Genomic DNA, 20,531 nt, shown 5'->3' on the forward strand with positions numbered 1-20,531 from the left:
GGGGCATGAGCCGGAGCGAGGCCATCCTGGAGCGGCTGCATGCGCTGCATCCGGTGGCGATCGACCTGAGCCTGGGGCGGCTGGAGGCGCTGCTGGCGAAGCTTGGGCACCCTGAGCGGCGGCTGCCGCCGGTGGTGCATGTCGCCGGGACCAATGGGAAGGGCTCGACCTGCGCCTTCCTGCGCGCCATCGGCGAGGCGGCGGGGCAGCGGGTGCATGTCTTCACCTCGCCGCATCTGGTGCGGTTCCATGAGCGCATCCGCCTCGCCGGCGAGCTGGTGGGGGAGGATGCGCTGGGCGCGGCGCTGGAGGAGGTCGAGGTGGTGAATGCGGGGGCGGCGATCACCGTCTTCGAGGTCATCACCGCCGTCGCCTTCCTGCTGTTCAGCCGGGTGCCGGCCGATCTGCTGGTGCTGGAGGTGGGGCTCGGGGGGCGGTTCGACGCGACCAATGTGATCCCGCCGCCGCGGGTGGCGGCGATCACCTCGATCTCGATGGACCACATGGAGTTCCTCGGCGACCGGCTGGAGAAGATCGCCTTCGAGAAGGCGGGGATCATCAAGCCGGGCGTGCCCTGCGTGACGGGGGCGCAGGAGCCGGTGGCGCTCGGCGTGCTGGAGCGGGTGGCGGCCGATGTGGGGGCGCCGCTGCTGGCGCGCGGGCGGGCATGGGGCATCGAGCGGCGCGAGGGCGGGCTGCGCTTCGCCGATGCGGCGGGGGTGGTCGATCTGCCGCCGCCGGGGCTGCTCGGGGCGCATCAGGCGGATAACGCCGGGATCGCCGTCGCGGCGCTCAGGGCCTGGGGGCCGGGGTGGCTCAGCGAGGCGGCGCTGGCGGCGGGGGTCGCCGGGGCGGAGTGGCCGGGACGGATGCAGAGGCTCACCGGGCGGCTGGCGGGGATGCTGCCGGATGGCTGGGAGCTTTGGTTGGATGGCGGACACAATGCGGGGGGCGGGCTGGCCATCGCCGAGCAGGCCAAGGCCTGGGGGGAGCGGCCGCTGCATCTCCTGGTCGGGATGAAGGGGACGAAGGTGGTGGAGGACTTCCTTCGCCCCTTGCTGCCGCTGGCGGGGAGCCTCTGGGCGGTGGCGGAGCCGGGACAGCATCTGGCGACGCCCGTCGAGCGGATCGTGGCAGCGAGCGGGGGCGTGGCGCGGCCGGGGCCGACGGTGGAGGCGGCGCTGGCCGCCCTGCCGAAGGAGGGGCCGCCGGCGCGGGTGCTGGTCTGCGGCAGCCTCTATCTGGCCGGGGAAATCCTCAAGCTGGATGGGCCGGGCCGGTAGGCGGAGACCGGCGGGGTTACCGTGGCCCCTGCCGGCATCGCGCTCCGCGAGCGCTGGCGCCAGCGGAAGGCTTCGGTCGCGCGTGAGCTGTCGCTGCCAAGGACCATGTCCCTGGCACGATGGCTAGCCCTTGCTCGGGGCGCCCGAGACCAGGGCCAGGGCCTTGGCCGGGTCGATGCGGCCGTCATAGAGGGCGCGGCCGATGATGACGCCCTCGATGCCCTCGGCGGCGACGGCGGTGAGCGAGGCGAGGTCGTTCAGCGAGGCGACGCCGCCGGAGGCGATGACCGGGACGCGGACGGCCCGCGCCAGGGCGAGCGTCGCCTCGAGGTTGACGCCGCCGAGCATGCCGTCACGGTCGATATCGGTGTAGATGATGGCCGCGGCGCCGGCATCCTCGAAGCGGAGCGCCAGTTCCTGCGCCGGCATGGTGCTGATATCGGCCCAGCCTTCGGTCGCCACCATGCCGCCGCGCGCGTCGATGCCGACGGCGATCTGGCCGGGCCAAGCGCGGCAGGCGGCGAGGGCGAAATGCGGGTCCTTCAGCGCCGCCGAGCCGAGGATGATGCGCTTCACCCCCTGGTCCAGCCAGGCCTCGACCGTGTTCATGCTGCGAATGCCGCCGCCGAGTTGCACCGGCAGGCCGGGCGAGGCGGCGAGGATGGCCTGCACCGCCGCGGCATTGGCCGGGCGGCCGGCGAAGGCGCCGTCGAGGTCGACCACATGCAGCCAGCGGAAGCCGGCGGCGGCGAAAAGCCGGGCCTGGGCAGCCGGGTCGGCGGAATAGACCGTCGCCTCGCGCATGTCGCCGCGCTTGAGGCGGACGACCTGGCCGCCCTTGAGGTCGATGGCGGGGTAGAGGGTGAGACCCATCGCGTTATGGCACCATGTGTTCCGTCCGGCGGCCGCGGCCGGGCTCCAGCAACTTGTAATAGTATTGCCCTGCGACCGTCTGGCCACGCACCCTCGCATAGACCGGGTGGCTGCCCCAAAGCACGTAGCCGAGTGCCTGGAACAGCGAGATGGCGGTCAGCTGCGTCTCTCTCACGTCAAGGTTGAGGACGCGGTGGCCCAATGCCGCGGCGTGCTCCTCCACCTTGCGGATCATCAGGCGCGCCAAGCCGTGGCCGCGGCCATAGGGCGCGATATAGGCGTGGGTGAGTTGGGCGGCGAAGGCCTGCGCCTCGTTGTTGCGGTGCGGGCGGACGAGCTGGGCGCTGCCGACCACCATGCCGTCGAGGCGGGCGACGAACAACTCGCGCTCGGGCACGAGGAGGACGCCGCGGAAGTGGCGCTCCAGCGCGGCACGGCCCTGCGGCTCGACCCAGCCGAAGCCGCCGCCCTCGATGATGGCGGCGTCCGTCGCCTCGCAGAGTTCGGCGATGTCGTGGTCGTCGAGCTCGGTGACCCGGTCCACGCGCAAGTCGGCGATGGTCCCGCTCATGGTTTCCACCGGAGGAAGTTGGCGAGGATGCGCAGGCCCACGGTCGCGCTCTTCTCCACGTGGAATTGCGTGCCGGCGACATTGCCGCGAGCGACGATGGCGACGACCGGGCCGCCATACTCCGTGGTGGCCGCGACCTCATCCGCCTCCGCGCCGCGCAGCGCGTAGGAGTGGACGAAATAGGCGTGCTCGCCGGGGCGGATGCCGTCCAGCAGCGGGTGCCCGCCGGGGGCGAAGTCGAGGGTGTTCCAGCCCATCTGCGGCAGGGGAAGGGTGGTGCCGTCGGGACCCTTGGGCTCCATCGGCGCCATCTCGCCGGCGATCCAGCCGAGGCCGGGCGTCACGCCATGCTCGAGGCCGCGCTCGACCATGATCTGCATGCCGACGCAGATGCCGAGCAGGGGCACGCCCTGGCCGCGGACGCGATCCTCCAGCGTCTCGACCATGCCGGGGAGGGATTGCAGCCCGCGCATGCAGGCGGCGAAGGCGCCCTGGCCGGGGAGGATGAGGCGGTCGGCCGTGGCGGCCTCGGCGGCGTCGCGGGTGATGGAGGCTTCGACCGTCACATCCGCCATCTCCGCCGCGCGGTCGAGGGCGCGGAGCACGGAGGCGAGGTTGCCGGAGCCGGGGTCGATGACGGCGACCTTCATGCCCGGGCCTCCAGCGCGCGGAGCAGGGCGAGGTCGGGATCGCTCTCGGCGACCGGGCCGGCCTGGCGCCAGCCGCGGCGGGCCAGCGCCGCGCGGCGAAGGTCCTCCGCATGGAAGCCGAGCAGCAGGTGGAGGGCGAGGCCGAGCGGCACCCGGGCCCAGTCCGGGGCGAGGGCGAGAAGAAAGGCCATGGCGGCGAGGTAGATCACCGATTCCAGCCAGAGGCGGTAGGCCAGCAGCCAGGGCAGGCCGAGGAGGAAGGCGAGCCAGGCGAAGCGCTCCGGCACCAGGACGGGGAGGCGGGCCTCCGGCGTCGCGGCCCGGCCTTCGGGGGCCAAGCCTTCCGGGGGGAGGTGGACGGTCCAGATGCGCATCAGGCCTCCAGCACCCCCTTGGTGGAGGGGATGGCGTCCGGCGAGCGCGGGTCGGTCTCGACGGCCATCCGCAGCGACCGGGCCAGCGCCTTGAAGCAGGCCTCAGCGACATGGTGCGCGTTGGTGCCGGCCTTCAAGGTGACATGCAGGGTGATGCCGGCGTTGAAGGCCAGGGCGAGGAAGAATTCCTCGAACAATTCCGTGTCCATCTCTCCGATCTTGTCGCGGGCGAAGGGCACGCTCCAGGCGAGGAAGGGGCGGCCGGAGATGTCCACCGCGGCCTCGGCCAGGGCCTCGTCCATCGGCAGCAGGGCTTGGCCGTAGCGGCGGATGCCGCGCTTGTCGCCGAGCGCCTGGCGGAGCGCCTGGCCGATGACGATGCCGACATCCTCGGTCGTGTGGTGGAAGTCGATATGCAGGTCGCCCTTGGCCTCCACCTCGAGGTCGAACAGCGCATGCCGGCCGAGCGCGGTCAGCATGTGGTCTAGGAAGCCGATGCCCGTTTCGGCCCGGACCTGGCCGGTGCCGTCCAGCGCGAGGCGGACGGTGATGGCGGTCTCGGCCGTGCTGCGGGTGATGACGGCGGTGCGGGGGGCGGTCATGGGCGACGGTCTAGCCTCAGGGCGCGGGGCCGGCAACGGCGGAGCGCCGTGCCGGCGAGTATAGTGCCAATGCACCCCGTGGTTGATAAATGCCGTCGATTTGCGTGCGCAAGGCATTGTATCCTCGGGCTCGGCGAGGGCGGCAACCCGAAGGCGAGCGCGAGGACAGGACAGATCATGCCGGCGACCGCGCCCATGCCGCCCGACGAGGCTGGCCGCCTGCCAGCCCTGCGCAGCTACGAGATCGTGGGCAGGCTACCCGAGCCGCGATTCGACCTCTTCACCCGGTTGGCCGCCCGGCTTCTCGCCGCGCCGGTGGCGGCGATCAACCTCGTCGAGAGCGAGCACACCTTCTACAAATCGGTGGTCGGCTTCGATCCCTATGTGCCGCGGCGCGCCACCTCGCTCTGCGCCCATGCGGTCGGGCTGGGCGAGCCGGTGATGACGGTCGAGGATGCCGCGGCCGACAGCCGCTTCGCCGACCACCCCAATCATCACCGGGCCGATCGGGCTGCGCTTCTATGCCGGGGCACTGCTGCGCTGCCCGGAAGGCCATGCGCTCGGCACCCTCTGCGTCGGCGACACCGTGCTGCGGCGACTGGAGGAGGCGGAGCGGCGGCAACTGCTGGAGCTGGCGGATGGCGTCGGCGGGGTGCTGGACCTGCATCGCACCGCGCTGCGGCTGCACCGGGCGGCGAGGACCGATCACCTCACCGGCCTCGCCAACCGGGCGGGATTCGGCGAGGCGCTGGAGCGGGCGGTCGCGGCGGCGGCCGGCGGCCAGGGATGCGCGGTGCTCTACATGGACCTCGACCGCTTCAAGCCGGTGAACAACCTGCACGGGCATGCCGCGGGGGATGCGCTGCTGCAGGAAGTGGCGCGGCGCATCGGCGCGAGCCTGCGGGAGGGCGACCTGGCGGCGCGGTTGGGCGGGGATGAATTCGCCGTGCTCCTGCCGGCGCCGATTGACCGGGCGGGAGCCGAGGCGGCGGCCGGGCGGCTGCTGGACGCCTTAGCCCCGCCTTTTGTCTTCCGTGGCGTTCCCCTGCCGTTGTGTGGCTCCATCGGGGTCGCCCTGTGCCCGGAGCATGGGCGCGAGGTGGACGCGTTGCTGCGGGTGGCCGACCGGGGGCTCTATTCAGCCAAGGCGGCGGGGCGCGGCTGCTGGCGGTGGGATCCCGCGGCCTTGCCGGTTCCGGCGCTGCCCTGACCGCCGGATGGCGGGGGTAGTTGCCCTGAAGGCTGCCAGGGCCCACATCGGCGCCCATGTCGAATCAATCTCCCCATGCCGCGCCCGACCTCGTCGGCTGGCACGGCACCACCATCCTCTCGGTCCGCAAGGGCGGGCTCGTCGCCATGGCGGGCGACGGGCAGGTCTCGCTTGGCCAGACCGTCGTCAAGGGCAATGCGCGGAAGGTCCGGCGGATCGCCGGCGGGCGCGTGCTGGCGGGCTTCGCCGGCGCCACGGCGGACGCTTTCACCCTGCTGGAGCGGCTGGAGGCGAAGCTGGAGCGCTTCCCCGACCAGCTGGAGCGCGCCTGCGTGGAACTCGCCAAGGACTGGCGGAGCGACCGCTACCTGCGCCGGCTGGAGGCGTTGCTCTCCGTGGCGGATGCGAAGCGGAGCCTGCTGCTGACCGGGCAGGGCGACGTGCTGGAGCCGGAGGATGCCGTCATCGGCATCGGCTCCGGCGGCAATTTCGCGCTGGCCGCGGCGCGCGCCCTGCTGCCGGTCGAGGGGCTCTCGGCCGAGGACATCGTGCGCCGGGCGATGACGATCGCCGGCGATATCTGCGTCTACACCAACGGCAACGTCGTCGTTGAAACCCTGGAGGCGGCGTGACCGTGGAAGCCGTCAATCTCTCGCCGCGCGAGATCGTCTCGGAGCTCGACCGCTACATCATCGGGCAGAACGACGCCAAGCGCGCGGTCGCCATCGCGCTGCGCAACCGCTGGCGGCGGCAGCAGCTTCCCGATGCCATGCGGGAAGAGGTGGTGCCGAAGAACATCCTGATGATCGGGCCGACCGGCTGCGGCAAGACGGAGATCGCGCGGCGCCTGGCCAAGCTCGCCAACGCGCCCTTCCTCAAGGTCGAGGCGACCAAGTTCACCGAGGTGGGCTATGTCGGCCGCGACGTGGACAGCATCATCCGCGACCTCATCGAGGTTTCCATCACCCAGACGCGGGAGGCCTCGCGCAAGGGGGTGCAGGCCAAGGCCGAGCTGGCGGCGGAGGAGCGGCTGGTGACAGCGCTCGTCGGCGAGGGGGCCTCGGGCGAGACGCGGATGAAGTTCCGCCGCATGCTGCGCGAGGGCCAGCTCGAGACGCGCGAGGTGGAGGTGCAGGTCGCCGACCAGGGCAACGGCATGCCGATCGGCATGATCGACCTGCCGGGCGCGCAGGGCATGCAGATGCAGAACATGCAGGACATGCTCGGCAAGATGTTCGGCGGCAGGACTAAGCCGCGCAAGATGACGGTGGCCGAGGCCCGCGCCGCGCTCATCAAGGACGAGGCCGACAAGCTCGTCGACCAGGAGGCGCTGACTCGCGAGGCCATCGCCAATGCCGAGAACAACGGCATCGTCTTCCTCGACGAGATCGACAAGGTGGCCCGCGCCAGCGAGGGCGGGGTGCGCGGCGGCGATGTCTCGCGCGAGGGCGTGCAGCGCGACCTGCTGCCGCTGATCGAGGGGACGACCGTCACGACGAAGCATGGGCCGGTGAAAACGGACCACATCCTCTTCATCGCCTCGGGCGCCTTCCACCTGGCGAAGCCCTCCGACCTGCTGCCGGAGCTGCAGGGGCGGCTGCCGATCCGCGTCGAGCTCGGCGCGCTGACGCGGGAGGACATGCGGCGCATCCTGACCGAGCCGGAGCATTCGCTCATCAAGCAGTACACCGCGCTGCTCGGGACGGAGGGTGTCGTACTCGACATCCATGCGGATGCGGTGGAGGCGATCGCCGACCTCGCCACCGACATCAACGCCCGGGTCGAGAATATCGGCGCGCGGCGGCTGGCGACGGTGATGGAGCGGCTGCTGGAGGAGATCTCCTTCACCGCCAGCGACCGGCCCGGGGAGCAGGTGCCGGTGACGGCGGAGTATGTGCGGGAGAAGGTGGCGCCGCTCGCGGGCAGCGCCGATCTCAGCCGCTACATCCTCTAGGCGCGGGTTCCGTTCGCATGGCTCCTGGAACCCGCTCCGGATTGCAGTCCGGTCGGGCAGATTGCTCCGCTCGGGTGGAAGCGCCCGGGCGGAGTTTGCCCTAGGTGCTCGACCGGCTCGCCTCGCTCGGCCTGCTGCTGCCTTATCTGCGGCCCTATCGCGGGCGGGTGGCGCTGGCCGGGCTGGCGCTGGTGGCTGCGGCGGGGCTGACCCTCGGGCTGGGGCAGGGGTTGCGGCATCTCGTCGATGAGGGATTTGCCGCCGGCAGCGGGGCGGCGCTCGATCGGACGGCGCTGGTGCTGTTCGGCGTGGTGGCGGCGCTGGCCACCGCCACCTGCGGGCGGTTCTTCCTCATGTCCTGGCTGGGGGAGCGGGTTGCGGCCGATCTCAGGCGGCGCGTCTTCGAGCACCTGCTGACGCTCACTCCGGCCTATTACGAGCGGGCGCGGACGGGCGACCTGCTGTCGCGGCTGACGGCGGATATCGCCCTGCTGCAATCGCTGACGGGCTCGGCGATCTCGCTGGGCATCCGCAACATCCTTACCGGCACGGGCGCCTTCGCCATGCTGCTGGTGACGAGCCCGAAGCTCGCCGGGATCGTCGCCATCGTCGTGCCGATGGTGGTGCTGCCGATGATCGGCTTCGGGCGGCGGGAGCGGCGGCTGTCGCGCGTGGCGCAGGAGCGCGTGGCCGATCTCGGCCATACCGCGGAGGAGGTGCTGAACGGGCTGCGGACCGTGCAGGCCTTCACCCATGAGCTGGTGGACCGGGCGCGCTATGCGGGGCAGGTCGAGGAGTCGGTCGGGGCGGCGCTCAGGCGGATCGGGACGCGGGCGCTGCTGATCCTCGTCGTCATCCTGCTGGGCTTCGGGGCCGTCACCTTCGCGCTCTGGGTCGGCGGGCAGGATGTGATCGCGGGGCGGATGACGGGGGGCGAGCTGTCGGCCTTCATCCTCTATGCCGTGCTGCTGGCGAATTCCGGGGCGAGCCTCAGCGAGGTCTGGGGCGAGATCCAGCGGGCGGCGGGGGCGGCGGAGCGGCTGCTGGAGGTGCTGGCGGAGCGGCCCGCCGTTACCGCGCCGGCGGCGCCGCTGGTTCTGCCGCCGGCGCGCGGGCGGATCGGCTACGAGGAGGTGGTGTTCCACTATCCGACGCGGCCGGACCGGGCGGCGCTCGACGGCTTCTCGCTCGATGTGGCGCCGGGGGAGACGGTGGCGCTGGTCGGGCCTTCGGGGGCGGGGAAGACGACGGTGCTGCAATTGCTGCTGCGCTTCTACGACCCGCAATCGGGGCGCATCCGGCTGGATGGCGTGGATATCGCGCAACTCGACCCGGCGGCGCTGCGCGGGCGGCTCGGCCTGGTGCCGCAGGACCCGGTGATCTTCAGCACGACAGCGCGGGAGAATATCCGCTTCGGGCGGCCGGAGGCCACGGAGGCGGAGATCGCGGCGGCGATGCGGGCGGCGGCTGCGGACTTCCTCGATGCGTTGCCGGAGGGGCTGGATACGCATCTCGGCACGCGGGGGGTGATGCTCTCCGGTGGGCAGCGGCAGCGGGTGGCGATCGCGCGGGCCATCCTCCGCGATCCTGCGGTGCTGCTGCTGGACGAGGCGACGAGCGCGCTGGATGCGGAATCCGAGCGCGCGGTGCAGGGGGCGCTGGAGCGGCTGGCCCGGGGGCGGACGACGCTGGTCGTCGCGCACCGGCTGGCGACGGTGCGGCAGGCGGACCGGATCGTCGTGCTGGAGGGCGGGCGGATCGTCGCCAGCGGGACCCATGCGGCGCTGGTGCGCGAGGGCGGGCTCTATGCGCGTTTGGCGGCGCTGCAATTCGGTGAGGCGGGGCAGCCGGGCGGGATTCGTCTCGGCGGTTGAGTTGGGTTGGCAGGACGTGAGGCGTCCTGCGTCGATCCCCGTTGCATGCAGCGCAATGTTTGTCACGGCTGCGTTGCCGTGAAGTATTCGATGTACAAACCCTCTCCATGCCGCTGCAAATCGCAATAGCCGCCGGCCTGGGCCGGTGGCGCGGCGGGCGCCGAAGTGCCTTGGCCTATCTCGATGATCGATGACGGACACCGGCCTGCGTGGCCGGATGGGGCGTGCTGCCTGCCTTGTTGTCAGGGAAGGAAGGACTTGCCATGGCCGATCTCAACACTCTGCTGCAATCGCCGATCCGCTGGATGACGCAGGCGACGGACCCGGATATGCGGCATTTCCTGCGTGACCTTCAGGCGAATATTCTGAAGGGGCATGGCCGGCACTTCACCGGCAACATCTTCGTCAGCTTCGAGGGCATGGGGGCGCAGGCGGTGGCGCGGCTGCTGCGCGACCTGTCGGGCTATGTCACTTCCGCCCTGCAGCAGCTCTGCACGGCGCGGTCCAGCGCCGGGCCGGGCTTCGATGGCGGGCCGGTGCGGTGCCTGCTGCTCGGCGCCGGGGCTTATCGGGCGCTCGGCAACCTGGCGACGATGCCGGGGGATGCGGCTTTCCAGGCGGGGATGCGCGCGCGGCAGGCGACCCTTGCGGACCCGCCGGCGGAGGAGTGGGGCGAGGGCGCCTGGCGGCCCGGCAACCCGGCGCCTGATGCGATGATCCTGCTGGCGAATTCCAGTTTCGACGCGGTGACGCGCGACCTGGAGGCGGCCGAGGGCTGGCTGAATGGCAGCGGGGCGAGGGTGCTCGGGGTGGAGCGGGGGCGGGCGCAGTTCCGCACCTTCCGGCCCGGCGGCCCGGCCGAGGGCGTCGAGCATTTCGGCTATGTCGATGGCCGCAGCCAGCCGCTTTTCCTCGCCGAGGATCTGGAGCGGGAGGCGGCGGCCTATGCGGAGGAGCCTGCGCCGGTTGAGGCCGATACCGGCTTCGACCCGGCCTTCCCGCCCTCGCAATTCATCCTGGCGGACCCGAACGCCAGGACTCCGCTGGGGGCGGGCAGCTACTTCGTCTTCCGCAAGCTGGAGCAGCGGGTACGGGCCTTCAAGCGGCGGGAGGAGGCGCTGGCCGAGGCGCTCCAGCTACCTGAGGAGGATGCGGAACTGGCCGGCGCCATGGTTGTCGGGCGGTTCGAGGATGGGACGCCGGTGGTGCTGTCCAACAATGCGACGCAGGCGCCGCCCCCGAATAATTTCAGTTATGCGAACGACCCGGAGGGGATGCGCTGCCCCTTCCAGGCGCATATCCGCAAGACCAATCCGCGAGGCGAGAGCACGGCGAAGCTGCCGCCCGGGGCGCCGGCGGAGCGAAGCCACATCATGGCGCGGCGGGGCATTCCCTTCGGCGATACGGTGCGCGACTTCGAGGGGGATGCGGGGCAGGAGCCGGAGGGCGAGGTCGGCCTGCTCTTCATGGCCTATATGGCGAGCATCGAGGGGCAGTTCGAGTTCACCCAGCAGATCTGGGCCAACAACCCACGCTTCCTGCGCGGCCTGAAGGAGGGCGAGGAGCCGACCGGCATCGACCCGGTGATCGGCCAGGGCGGGGATGAAGCGGCGCGGACGCAGCTTTGGCCGGTGGGAGGGGGCAAGCCGATGGTGCCCTTCTCCTTCGCGGATTTCGTGCGCATGCAGGGCGGCGAGTACTTCTTCGCGCCGTCGCGGTCCTTCCTGCGGGAGGTTGGCTTGTAGCCCTGCTACTCGGCGGCGATGCGGCCGGGATCGAGCGTCACCTGCGGGATGTCGTAGGCGAGCAGGTCCTCGTAGAGCCGCGGCAGGTCCGCCTCGAACAGGCCGCGCGTCACCCCGGCGGCGACGCGCGGCGCGGCGATGCTCATCGCGTTGATCGAGGCGCCGGCCGGGCCAAAGGACATGGTCGTGCCGATGCCGAAGAGGTGGATGTCGCGGATCCATGGCGTCTCGCCGGCCTGCTTCTCGAGGAAGCTGCTGTCGGGGGCGAGGTAGGGGAAGCCGCCGAGGCGCTCGGCGAGTTCGGGCGGGGTCTCGCCGGGCGGGGGCGCGTAGCGGTCGCGCCACTGGGCGATGTTGCGGGCGCAGGCGGCGAGTTCCGGCACCAGGGCGGGGTCCATGCGGGTGCCGGTGCCGCAGATGAGGTAGTCGGCAGTGAAGGGGCCTCGCTCGGTCGAGAGGATGGCGCGGCCGTCCTCGGCGCGGGCATCGGTCCAGCTGCGGCCGACATGCATGGTGAAATTGGGGAAGGCGAGGACGCGGGCATAGGTGTCCTGCGGGAAGCCCTCGCGCAGGCCGAGGATGTAGCTCATGAAGCGCCAGCGCCACTCGTCGGTCATCTCGTGCATGTGGCGGAGGAAGCCGGCGAAGGTGAGCCAGCGATAGGGCTGGATGATCATCGGCTCTGCGCGGCGGCAGAAGAGGTGGACCTCGGCGGCGCCGGCCTCCAGCGCCGTCGCGGCATTGTCGAAGGCGGAGGCGCCGGCGCCGAGCACGGCGACGGTCTTGCCGCGCAGGGCGGCGAAGTCGATCGCCTCGCTGGCATGGGCGCGGAGCGGCTTCGGCAGGGCGCCGACGAAGCCGGGCATCCACCAGGCGCCGACGCCTTCCTGGCCAGTGGCGATGACGACCTTGCGGGCCAGCAGCGGGCCATCGCTGCTCTCGATGCGGAGGCAGGGGAGGCCGTCGTCGGTGCGGGCGGGGGTGATGGCGCCGGCCGAGACGCCGTTGCGGACGGGGATGCCGGTGACGCGGCGAAACCAGAGCAGGTAATCCTGCCAGAGCTCCTTCGGAATCCAGGTCATCGCCTCGAAATGCGCGGCGCCGAACTGCGCCTCGTGCCAGGCCTGGTAGGTGAGGGCGGGGAGCTTCAGGTCCGGGCCGATCTGCGTCTTCCAGCTTCGGAGGGTGCGCATGCGGGCATAGGTGACCCAGGGGCCCTCGCGGCCCTCGGGGGCGCGGTCGACGACGAGGATATTCTCCACCTTGTCCCGTCTCAGGGCATGGGCGACGGCGAGGCCGCCCTGGCCGGCGCCGATGATGAGCGCATCCAGCACCGGGGCGCCGCCGCAGGTCTTCGGCACCAGCCAGGGCGCGCGGGGATGGGCGGTCAGCTCCAGGTCGCGGGCGACGTCCTGTTCCAGGTCGAGAAGGGTGCGGGGTGCGGGCATGCGGCGGGCTCCTGATCATTCGATCCTAGCAAGGGCTGCGCCATGGTTGACATGGGCGGTCGCCCGACCAAGGCTGCGGGCAAAGCACCGGAGGAAGCCGCTATGGAGCCGAACCTCGTCATCCGCCGCGGAACCATCGTCGATGGCAGCGGCGGCGAGCCCTATGAGGCGGATATCGCCGTGGGCGGGGGGCATATCCTCGAGATCGGCAAGGTCGCCGCGCGGGGGACTGAGGAGATCGATGCCAAGGGGATGATCGTCACCCCGGGCTTCGTCGACATCCACACCCATTACGATGCGCAGGCGACCTGGAGCAGCCGGCTCGACAGCTCCTCGCTCAACGGCGTGACGACGGCGCTGATCGGCAATTGCGGCGTCGGCTTCGCGCCCTGCCGGCCGGAAGCGCGCGAGGCGCTGGTGAAGCTGATGGAGGGCGTCGAGGACCTGCCGGAGGTGGTGCTGACCGAGGGGTTGCCCTGGAATTGGGAGACCTTTCCGCAATTCCTGGATGTGCTCGGCAGCCGGCGCTACGACATGGATGTGGCGACCCAGGTGTGCCATGCGCCGCTGCGGGTGCATGTGATGGGCAGCCGGGCGGCGGCCTATGCCGAGGCGACGCCGGAGGAGATCGCCGAGATGGCGCGGCTGGCGGCGGAGGGCATCCGCGCCGGGGCGCTCGGCTTCTCCACCTCGCGCGCCATCGCGCACAAGACGCTGGACGGGACGCATACGCCGACCCTCGGCACACCCGAGCCGGAGCTGGAGGCGATCGGCCGCGCGGCGGGCGAGGCCGGGGCGAGCTGGCTGCAGGTGATCTCCGACTTCGACGAGCCGGAGGACGAGTTCGCGCGGCTGCAACGGATCGCCGCGGCCTCGGGGCGGCCGATGACCTTCTCGCTGCTGCAGCGGGAGAGCCGGCCATGGCTATGGCGCTTCCTGCTGGAGAAGATCGAGGCGGCGAATGCGGCGGGCGTGCCGATGACGGGGCAGGTGATGGCGCGGCCGGTCGGGCTGATGTTCGGCTTCGAGCTGTCGCAGCATCCCTTCATGGCGCGGCCGTCCTGGCAGGCGGTGGCGAAGCTGCCCTTCGCCGAGAAGATGAAGGTCCTGCGCGATCCGGCCTTCAAGGCACGCATCCTGGCCGAGGAGGTGCCGGACCCTGCGCTGCGGGACCGGCTGAATGTCTGGGACATGATCTTCCGCCTCGGCGACCCGCCGGACTACGAGCCGCGGCCGGAGACCAGCGTCGGCGCCATCGCGGCGCAGCAGGGCCGGGACCCGGCCGAGCTGTGCTGGGAGTGGATGATGGAGCGGGACGGCAAGGCGATCCTCAACCGGCCGATCATCAACTACGCCGACCGCGACCTGGAGGCGGTGCGGGAGATGGTCGAGCATCCGCAGACGCTGATGGGGCTCGGCGATGGCGGGGCGCATGTCAGCATCATCTGCGACAGCTCCTCGACCACGCATATGCTCGCCTATTGGACGCGGGACCGGGTGCGCGGGCCGAAGCTGCCGCTGCCCTTCGCGGTGCGACGGCTGACGCGGGACAATGCGCTGGCGCTGGGGCTGGCGGACCGTGGGCTGATCGCGGTCGGCAAGCGGGCGGACCTCAACGTCATCGACTACGGCCGCCTGCAGATCCGCGTGCCGGAGCTGCGCTACGACCTGCCGGCCGGCGGCAAGCGTCTGGTGCAGACGGCGGAGGGGTATGTGGCGACGATCGTGCATGGCGAGGTCGTTTCGCGCGAGGGCGAGCCGACCGGGGCGCTGCCCGGGCGGCTTGTGCGCGGCGCGAGGGCTTGACGAAGCGACTGCCGTACAGGGTTACGGAGTGAACAGGTTTCGAAGGTTCGTTCGCAGGAGTGGATGAACCCCTGCCGGACCGGCCCGTTTGCGCGAAAGAGGCGGCGCGTTGCGCGCCTGCCACAGCCAAACGGAGCCGAACCGATGAACCGACGCCATGCGATCCTCGGACTTGCCGCAGCCGGCGCGGCCGTGCCGCTGCTGCGCGGAACCGCCATCGCCCAGACCGCCCCGCTGGTCACACCGGGGACGGTGCGCACCCTCTCCGCCACCGAGCACACGGCGATGACGCTGATGAACGGCACGCTCGCCAAGCAGACCAGCCAGCTGGCGCTGGAGCGGTCGGAGAACCTGAAGGTGAAGCAGTTCGCCACCTTCGAGATCGCCGAGCAGACCGCGCTGGCGCAAGTGATGACCAATACGGCGAACCCGCCGCCGGTGCCGCTCGACGCCGAGCACCAGGCGGTGCTGACCAGCCTGCGGTCCCTCTCGGGCCCGGCCTTCGACCGCGCCTATGTGCAGGGGCAGCTGCTGAGCCACCGCGAGGCCTTGCTGGTGCAGCAGGGCTATCTCGACAACACCAACCGCAGCACGGACGGGCAGCACATCGCGGTCCTGGCCCGCATGTCGATCCAGCAGCACATCACCATGCTGGAAGAGCTGGGCATGATGCTCCAGCGGGGCTGACGCGGACCGGGGCGGCGGGAAGGCCCGCCGCCCCTTCGCTTCAGCCGGGGATGCGCACCGGCAGGTTGGTGATGCCGTGCACGAAGGCGGAGTAGGTGCGCTCTGCGGGCCCTACCACCTCGATCTTCGGGAAGCGCTTCAGGATCTCCTCCCAGAGGATTTTCAGCTGCAGTTCGGCAAGGCGGTTGCCGACGCAGCGGTGGATTCCGAAGCCGAAGGACAGGTGCCCGCGTGGCCGGGGCCGGTCGATGATGAAGCGGTCAGGCTGGTCGATCGCGGCCTCGTCGCGGTTGCCGCTGATGTACCACATGATGACCTTGTCGCCGGCGCGGATGGTCTTGCCGCCGATCTCGAAATCCGCCGTCGCGGTGCGGCGCATATGGGCGAGCGGCGTCTGGTAGCGGATGATCTCCGGCACCATGGTCTCGATCAGCGCGGGGTTGGCGCGGAGCTTGTCGTATTCCGCCGGGTTCTCGTTGAGGAAGAGCACGCCGCCGCTGATCGAATTGCGCGTGGTGTCGTTGCCGCCGACGATCAGCAGGATCAGGTTGCCCATGAATTCGCGCGGCGTCATGTTCCGCGTCGCCTCGCCATGGGCGAGCATGGAGATGAGGTCGGGGCGCGGCTCGGCATTCACCCGCTCGTTCCAGAGCTTCATGAAGGCGCCGAGCATCTCGGCGAAGACGGCCTCGCGCTGCTCCTCGTTCTCGATGAGGCCGCCCGGCATGGGCAGCGCCGTCGCGCAATCCGACCAGTGGGAGAGCTTGCGCCGCTCCTCCTGCGGGAAGTCGAAGAGCGTTGCCAGCATGGAGACCGTCAGCTCGATGGAGACGCGGTCCACCCAGTTGAAGGTCTCGTTGCGCGGCAGGCCCTCAAGGATGCTAATGGCGCGCTCGCGGATCATATGCTCGAGCTTCGCCAGGTTGGCGGGGGCGACGATGGGCTGCACCACCTTCCGCTGCTCGTCATGCTGCGGCGGGTCCATGGCGATGAACATCGGCAGGCGCAGCGACTTGTCGCGGTCCCGGATGGTGATGCCGCCATGGAGGCTGTCGGAGGACAGCACCTTGTGCGCCAGCTCGCACTGCATGATCTCCTTGTAGGTGGAGACCGACCAGAAGGGGCCGAACATGCTTTCGGCCGTGTAGTGCACCGGCGCCTCGCGGCGCAGCCGGGCGAAATAGGGCTGCCAGGCATCGTCGCGGAAGATCGCCGGGTTGCTCGGGTCCAGCCGGTCGAGCGGCGTGGTGGCGGCGATGCGGGCGTGGTCGAGGTCGACGGGGGCGTTCATGGCCGGCTCCTCTCTCTTGCTTCGTTCTAGTGCTGGGCCTCCGGCATGCGGACGACGAGGCCATCGAGTTCGGGCGACATGGTGATCTGGCAGGATAGGCGGGAATTGGGCTCGGCCGTCGCGGCGAAGCTCAGCATGCTGGCCTCCTGCTCGCCTGCCGTGCCGCATTTCGCCAGCCAGGCCTCGTCCACATAGACGTGGCAGGTGGCGCAGGCGCATTCGCCGCCGCAATCGGCATCGATGCCGGGGATGCCGTTGTCGATGGCGCCCTGCATCACCGACTTGCCGGCTTCCAGCTCGATCCGGTGCTCGGTGCCACTGTGCTCGATATAGGTGACCTGTGGCATGCGGGTGGTTTCCTCCAGTCTCTTCGTTAGATGGCGAGGTCCTTGAGCGGCATCGCGGCGTCGCGCAGCAGGTGGGGCGCCACCTGCCGCTGCTTCGACACCAGGATGCGCCCCGCCATGAATTCGGCCGGCGCGTTCACCGCCTCCACCGCCAGCACGCGCTGGTCGGCGGCGAGGTGGAAGACGGCGAAGCTGCCGCTCTCCGGCTCGCCGCGGAGGATTGCCTCGGCCGGGTCGAAGGCGAGGCCGGCGATCTGCAGGCGGAGGTCGTACTGGTCCGACCAGAACCAGGGGACCTCCGGGATCGGGGCGGGGCGGCCGCAGATATCGGCGGCGGCCTGCTTCGCCTGCTCGATGGCGTTGGGGACGCTCTCCAGCCGGGCCTCGCGGCCATAGAGGGGGAGCGGGCGGCGGGTGCAGTCGCCGATGGCGTGGATCAGCGGGTCCGAGGTGCGGGCGGCGAGGTCGACGGTGATGCCGCCGCCGGCCTCGAGGCCGCATGCCACGGCCAGCGCGTCATTGGGGACGGCGCCGATGCCGACCAGGACCGCATCGCAGGGGATGCGCCGGCCGTCGATCAGGCGGACCGCGGTGGCGGCGCCGGCCTCGCCCTCGATCGCCTCGACGGCGGCCTCGAGCAGGAGCTCGACGCCCTCCGCGCGGTGGCGAGATTCGAGGAAGGCGGAGAGGGCGTGGCCGGCGACGCGGGCCAGCACCCGGGCCTCGCGCTCGATCACCACGGCGCTGGCGCCGAGGGCGCGGGCGGAGGCGGCGACTTCGAGGCCGATATAGCCGCCGCCGATGATGGCGATGCGGTGCCCCGGGGCGAGCACGGCCGCCAGGGCGTCGGCATCGGCGGCGCTGCGGAGCGCGAGCACGCCGCGCAATGTCTCGCCGGGCAGGCCGAGGCGGCGGGGCGAGGCGCCGGTCGCCAGGATCAGCCGGTCATAGGGGAGGCTCGTCCCGTCGGCGAGGGCGAGGCGGCGGGCGTCGCGGTCGATGGCCGTGACCCGCATGCCGAGACGGGTGGCGATGCGTTGCTGCGTATAGAAGCGCTCGGGGCGGAGGGCGAGGTTGTCGGCCGTCGCCTCGCGCTTCAGCCAGGCCTTGGAAAGCGGGGGGCGCTGGTAAGGCAGAAGGGGTTCCTCGCCGACCAGGGTGATCGGCCCCTTCCAACCATACTGACGCAGGAAGGCCGCGGCCGAGCCGCCGGCATGGCCGGCGCCGGCAATGACGATGCCTGCCTCCTCCTGGCTCACCGCGCACGCTCTCCTTGATCCGCTTTCCGGAAGGATGGGCATGGCGGGACGGATGGCGTCAAGGAAACCCTGTGACGGTGGGGAGAGGTCCGAGGAGGCTTCACATCCGTGTCATGCCGGGAGGCCAAAGGACCGGCAGTGCGTTCGCGTATTGATAGGTGAAGCCTGCCCCGGCGGTGCCTGAGCGTTGAGGACCATCATGCATGCGCGTCGGATATTGATCGTGGAGGACGACCCGATGGTCGCGCTCGATCTCGAGGAGATCGTGCTTGGCCTGGCCGAAGGGCGTGCCCAGGTCGCCCTCGCCGCCTCGGTGCGTGAGGCGCAACGGGCGCTCGCCAGTGCCGCCTTCGATGTCGCGCTGCTCGATATCGACGTGCTGGACGGCAAGACCTACGATCTGGCCGTGGCGCTGCATGCACAGGGCCTGCCCTTCGCCTTCGTCTCGGGCTCGAGGCCGGATGAGCTGCCGCCCGCGCTGCGGTCCGTTCCTTTCGTCCCCAAACCGTACGATCCGGCTGAGATCGAGCACACATTACGAGCGAAGCTCTCGCCAGGGCTATGATTTGGTGCGACTTGGTACATGGTAGACACATATTGAAAGTGCGGCGATGAATGCCTTCGAAGGCCAGGCGGACGAGGCCGAGCCTTACCGGTCGCATGGCCGTAACTGGGACGAGACCAAGCGGCTTTCCGTCCTCGACAGCTACAAGGTCCTCGACACGCCGCCCGAACGGGAGTTCGACGAGGTTGTCGAACTGGCGGCGCAGCTCTGCGGGGCGCCGATCGCGCTTGTCAGCCTGCTCGGCGAGGACCGGCAATTCTTCAAGGCGGAGGTGGGGCTAGGGGTGCGGGAGACGCCGCGCGACGTTTCCATCTGTGGCCATGCCATCCTGCAGCCGGGCCTCTTCGTCGTGACCGACACCGCGACCGACCCGCGCTTCGCCGGCAACCCGCTGGTGACGGCGGCGCCGCATATCCGCTTCTATGCCGGGGCCCTGCTGGAGACGGAGGACGGGCTTCCGCTCGGCACGCTCTGCGTTATCGACCGGCGGCCGCGGCCGGAGGGGCTGACGGCGCTGCAGGGCTTCGCCTTGCAGGTGCTGGCGCGGCAAGTGATGGCCCGGCTGGAACTGCGCCGCGCGCTGGCCGCGCGCGAGGCGAGCGAGCGGCAATTCCGCGTGCTGGCGGATGCGATGCCGCAGATGGTCTGGTCCACCAGGCCGGACGGGGCGCACGACTACTACAATGCCCGCTGGTACGAGTTCACCGGCGTGCCCTTCGGCTCGACGAACGGCGCCGGCTGGAACGGCATGTTCCACCCGGAGGACCAGCCACGCGCCTGGGAGCGCTGGCGCCACTCGCTGGAGACGGGCGAGCCCTACGAGATCGAATACCGGCTGCGTCGCGCCGATGGCGCCTATCGCTGGACGCTTGGTCGCGCGATGCCGGTGCGCGATGCGGAGGGCAAGATCGAGCGGTGGTTCGGCACCTGCACCGATATCGAGGACATCAAGGCGACCGAGGAGCGGCTCCGCCTCAGCGAGGAGCGGCTCCGCCTGGCGCTCGGCGCGGCGGAGATGATCGGCACCTTCGTCTGGGACGTGCCGGCGGACCGCGTCACCGCGGATGCGGGTTATGCGCGGATGTTTGGCCAGGATCCGGCGGCGATGACGGCTGGGGTGCCGATCGCCTTGCTGTTCGAGGCGGTGGAGCCGGAGGACCGGGACCGGGTGCGGCAGCAGATCGAGCGGGCGATGGCGACGGGCGACGCCTTCGAGGCAGAGTACCGGGTGTGGCCGCCCGGCGGCGAGACACACTGGGTGGTCGCCCGCGGCCGCTGCGCCCAGGATGCGGATGGGCGACCGAGCCGCTTCTCCGGCGCCGTGGTGGACATCACCGAGCGCAAGCGGGCGGAGGAAGGGCAGGAGTTGCTGGCGAAGGAGCTGTCGCACCGCATCAAGAACATCTTCACCGTGATCGGCGGGATGGTTTCGCTTTCCGCCTCCGGCGCCTCGGCCGAGGTGAAGGGCTTCGCCGCCACCCTCCGCCGCAGGCTGCAGGCGCTGGCGCGGGCGCACGAATATGTGCGGCCGCATAACGGCGAGGCGCAGCCGACCGAGGCCGCGACGACGTTGAAGGGGCTGCTCGGCACCCTGCTCGCGCCCTATGGCGCCGAGGAGGCCGGGCGGATGCAACTCTCGGGCGACGACGTGCCGGTCGGGGTGAAGGCGGCGACCTCGCTGGCGCTGATCCTCCATGAACTGGCGACCAATGCGGCCAAATACGGCGCGCTGTCGCGGCCGGAGGGTGGCGTCGCCATCACCGGCGAGCGGATCGGCGACCGCTTCGGCCTCACCTGGCGGGAGCGCGGCGGGCCGGAGGTGGCGGGGCCGCCGGAGCGGCGCGGCTTCGGCACTATCCTGGCGGAGCGGGGCGCCATCACCCAGCTCGGCGGGACCATCGCGCAGGATTGGGCGCGGGAGGGGCTGACCCTCAGGCTGGAGGTGCCGCTGGCGCGGCTGGCCTACTGAGCGCCGGTACCGCTGCCCCGCAA

At 70.9% G+C, this 20,531-nt stretch carries 19 protein-coding genes; 10 read left to right on the forward strand and 9 right to left on the reverse strand.

From position 1 onward, the window contains the following. Positions 1-5 precede the first annotated feature (5 nt). Positions 6-1,283, forward strand: coding sequence for a bifunctional folylpolyglutamate synthase/dihydrofolate synthase (locus tag EP26_RS06270; protein ID WP_043337092.1), 1,278 nt, complete (start codon positions 6-8; stop codon positions 1,281-1,283). A 123-nt stretch (positions 1,284-1,406) separates the two neighbouring features. Here EP26_RS06270 and hisA read toward each other — a convergent pair whose 3' ends face one another. From hisA to hisB, 5 genes are read right to left on the reverse strand one after another with little or no spacing between them, the layout of a single operon-like run. Further along, positions 1,407-2,156 carry a 1-(5-phosphoribosyl)-5-[(5-phosphoribosylamino)methylideneamino]imidazole-4-carboxamide isomerase gene (hisA, locus tag EP26_RS06275; protein WP_043337095.1) on the reverse strand — a complete coding sequence of 250 codons (750 nt, stop codon included), beginning with the start codon at positions 2,154-2,156 and terminating at the stop codon, positions 1,407-1,409. Positions 2,157-2,160: 4 nt separating this feature from the next. Beyond that, positions 2,161-2,727, reverse strand: coding sequence for a GNAT family N-acetyltransferase (locus EP26_RS06280; RefSeq protein ID WP_043337097.1), 567 nt, complete (start codon positions 2,725-2,727; stop codon positions 2,161-2,163). Beyond that, positions 2,724-3,377, reverse strand: a complete 654-nt coding sequence (hisH, locus tag EP26_RS06285) for an imidazole glycerol phosphate synthase subunit HisH (RefSeq protein WP_043337099.1) — start codon at positions 3,375-3,377, stop codon at positions 2,724-2,726. The genes EP26_RS06280 and hisH overlap by 4 nt, the downstream gene beginning before the upstream one ends. Beyond that, positions 3,374-3,751 (reverse strand): DUF2628 domain-containing protein, encoded by a 378-nt coding sequence (locus tag EP26_RS38065; RefSeq protein WP_052388865.1) that lies wholly within the window; start codon positions 3,749-3,751, stop codon positions 3,374-3,376. Before EP26_RS38065 ends, hisH begins: the two co-directional genes overlap by 4 nt. Next, entirely contained in the window at positions 3,751-4,353 is a 603-nt protein-coding gene (hisB, locus tag EP26_RS06295) for an imidazoleglycerol-phosphate dehydratase HisB (protein WP_043337102.1), read from the reverse strand. The genes EP26_RS38065 and hisB overlap by 1 nt, the downstream gene beginning before the upstream one ends. Before the next feature lie 454 nt (positions 4,354-4,807). On the opposite strand from hisB, the gene EP26_RS31720 reads away from it, so the two are divergent. The 5 genes from EP26_RS31720 (at position 4,808) to EP26_RS06325 (ending at position 11,136) form a co-directional block, all read left to right on the forward strand. Continuing rightward, on the forward strand, positions 4,808-5,563 hold the full coding sequence (locus tag EP26_RS31720) for a GGDEF domain-containing protein (protein WP_052388866.1): 756 nt from the start codon (positions 4,808-4,810) through the stop codon (positions 5,561-5,563). A 56-nt stretch (positions 5,564-5,619) separates the two neighbouring features. Then, positions 5,620-6,195: an ATP-dependent protease subunit HslV gene (hslV, locus tag EP26_RS06310; protein ID WP_043337105.1), complete on the forward strand. Its 576-nt coding sequence runs from the start codon at positions 5,620-5,622 to the stop codon at positions 6,193-6,195. Positions 6,196-6,197: 2 nt separating this feature from the next. Next, on the forward strand, positions 6,198-7,517 hold the full coding sequence (gene hslU / locus EP26_RS06315; protein ID WP_043337336.1) for an ATP-dependent protease ATPase subunit HslU: 1,320 nt from the start codon (positions 6,198-6,200) through the stop codon (positions 7,515-7,517). A gap of 104 nt (positions 7,518-7,621) precedes the next feature. Beyond that, complete coding sequence (locus tag EP26_RS06320) at positions 7,622-9,391, forward strand: ABC transporter transmembrane domain-containing protein (RefSeq protein WP_052388867.1); 1,770 nt, start codon at positions 7,622-7,624, stop codon at positions 9,389-9,391. Positions 9,392-9,654: 263 nt separating this feature from the next. Then, positions 9,655-11,136 carry a Dyp-type peroxidase gene (locus EP26_RS06325; RefSeq protein ID WP_043337108.1) on the forward strand — a complete coding sequence of 494 codons (1,482 nt, stop codon included), beginning with the start codon at positions 9,655-9,657 and terminating at the stop codon, positions 11,134-11,136. Positions 11,137-11,141: 5 nt separating this feature from the next. Here EP26_RS06325 and EP26_RS06330 read toward each other — a convergent pair whose 3' ends face one another. After that, complete coding sequence (locus EP26_RS06330; protein ID WP_043337110.1) at positions 11,142-12,584, reverse strand: NAD(P)-binding domain-containing protein; 1,443 nt, start codon at positions 12,582-12,584, stop codon at positions 11,142-11,144. A gap of 102 nt (positions 12,585-12,686) precedes the next feature. Here EP26_RS06330 and EP26_RS06335 point away from each other — a divergent pair, with 102 nt between their 5' ends. After that, a complete protein-coding gene (locus EP26_RS06335) occupies positions 12,687-14,390 on the forward strand; it encodes an N-acyl-D-amino-acid deacylase family protein (RefSeq protein WP_043337112.1) in 1,704 nt (567 codons plus the stop codon). A 144-nt stretch (positions 14,391-14,534) separates the two neighbouring features. Further along, positions 14,535-15,077: a DUF4142 domain-containing protein gene (locus tag EP26_RS31725; RefSeq protein ID WP_052388868.1), complete on the forward strand. Its 543-nt coding sequence runs from the start codon at positions 14,535-14,537 to the stop codon at positions 15,075-15,077. Positions 15,078-15,117: 40 nt separating this feature from the next. Here the strand turns inward: EP26_RS31725 and EP26_RS06345 are convergent, their stop codons facing one another. The 3 genes from EP26_RS06345 to EP26_RS06355 are packed head-to-tail and all read right to left on the reverse strand — an operon-like array spanning position 15,118 to position 17,974. Continuing rightward, positions 15,118-16,368, reverse strand: a complete 1,251-nt coding sequence (locus tag EP26_RS06345; protein ID WP_043337114.1) for a cytochrome P450 — start codon at positions 16,366-16,368, stop codon at positions 15,118-15,120. A gap of 26 nt (positions 16,369-16,394) precedes the next feature. Further along, complete coding sequence (locus tag EP26_RS06350) at positions 16,395-16,715, reverse strand: 2Fe-2S iron-sulfur cluster-binding protein (protein WP_043337116.1); 321 nt, start codon at positions 16,713-16,715, stop codon at positions 16,395-16,397. A gap of 26 nt (positions 16,716-16,741) precedes the next feature. Further along, a complete protein-coding gene (locus EP26_RS06355) occupies positions 16,742-17,974 on the reverse strand; it encodes an NAD(P)/FAD-dependent oxidoreductase (RefSeq protein WP_043337119.1) in 1,233 nt (410 codons plus the stop codon). Positions 17,975-18,197: 223 nt separating this feature from the next. Here EP26_RS06355 and EP26_RS06360 point away from each other — a divergent pair, with 223 nt between their 5' ends. After that, positions 18,198-18,539, forward strand: coding sequence for a response regulator (locus EP26_RS06360; RefSeq protein ID WP_211259387.1), 342 nt, complete (start codon positions 18,198-18,200; stop codon positions 18,537-18,539). Between the two features lie 46 nt (positions 18,540-18,585). Then, positions 18,586-20,508, forward strand: a complete 1,923-nt coding sequence (locus tag EP26_RS06365) for a PAS domain-containing protein (protein WP_043337124.1) — start codon at positions 18,586-18,588, stop codon at positions 20,506-20,508. Positions 20,509-20,531 lie beyond the last annotated feature (23 nt).

The sequence above is a fragment of the Belnapia moabensis DSM 16746 genome (assembly GCF_000745835.1).
In the GTDB taxonomy this organism is placed as follows: Bacteria; Pseudomonadota; Alphaproteobacteria; order Acetobacterales; family Acetobacteraceae; genus Belnapia; species Belnapia moabensis.

Bases quoted from the DNA above. Each gene is read 5' to 3' on its own strand.
- EP26_RS06270 (WP_043337092.1), top strand. From the start codon at position 6: ATGAGCCGGAGCGAGGCCATCCTGGAGCGGCTGCATGCGCTGCATCCG.
- hisA (WP_043337095.1), bottom strand. From the start codon at position 2,156: ATGGGTCTCACCCTCTACCCCGCCATCGACCTCAAGGGCGGCCAGGTC.
- EP26_RS06280 (WP_043337097.1), bottom strand. From the start codon at position 2,727: ATGAGCGGGACCATCGCCGACTTGCGCGTGGACCGGGTCACCGAGCTC.
- hisH (WP_043337099.1), bottom strand. From the start codon at position 3,377: ATGAAGGTCGCCGTCATCGACCCCGGCTCCGGCAACCTCGCCTCCGTG.
- EP26_RS38065 (WP_052388865.1), bottom strand. From the start codon at position 3,751: ATGCGCATCTGGACCGTCCACCTCCCCCCGGAAGGCTTGGCCCCCGAA.
- hisB (WP_043337102.1), bottom strand. From the start codon at position 4,353: ATGACCGCCCCCCGCACCGCCGTCATCACCCGCAGCACGGCCGAGACC.
- EP26_RS31720 (WP_052388866.1), top strand. From the start codon at position 4,808: ATGCCGCGGCCGACAGCCGCTTCGCCGACCACCCCAATCATCACCGGG.
- hslV (WP_043337105.1), top strand. From the start codon at position 5,620: ATGTCGAATCAATCTCCCCATGCCGCGCCCGACCTCGTCGGCTGGCAC.
- EP26_RS06325 (WP_043337108.1), top strand. From the start codon at position 9,655: ATGGCCGATCTCAACACTCTGCTGCAATCGCCGATCCGCTGGATGACG.
- EP26_RS06330 (WP_043337110.1), bottom strand. From the start codon at position 12,584: ATGCCCGCACCCCGCACCCTTCTCGACCTGGAACAGGACGTCGCCCGC.
- EP26_RS06335 (WP_043337112.1), top strand. From the start codon at position 12,687: ATGGAGCCGAACCTCGTCATCCGCCGCGGAACCATCGTCGATGGCAGC.
- EP26_RS31725 (WP_052388868.1), top strand. From the start codon at position 14,535: ATGAACCGACGCCATGCGATCCTCGGACTTGCCGCAGCCGGCGCGGCC.
- EP26_RS06345 (WP_043337114.1), bottom strand. From the start codon at position 16,368: ATGAACGCCCCCGTCGACCTCGACCACGCCCGCATCGCCGCCACCACG.
- EP26_RS06350 (WP_043337116.1), bottom strand. From the start codon at position 16,715: ATGCCACAGGTCACCTATATCGAGCACAGTGGCACCGAGCACCGGATC.
- EP26_RS06365 (WP_043337124.1), top strand. From the start codon at position 18,586: ATGAATGCCTTCGAAGGCCAGGCGGACGAGGCCGAGCCTTACCGGTCG.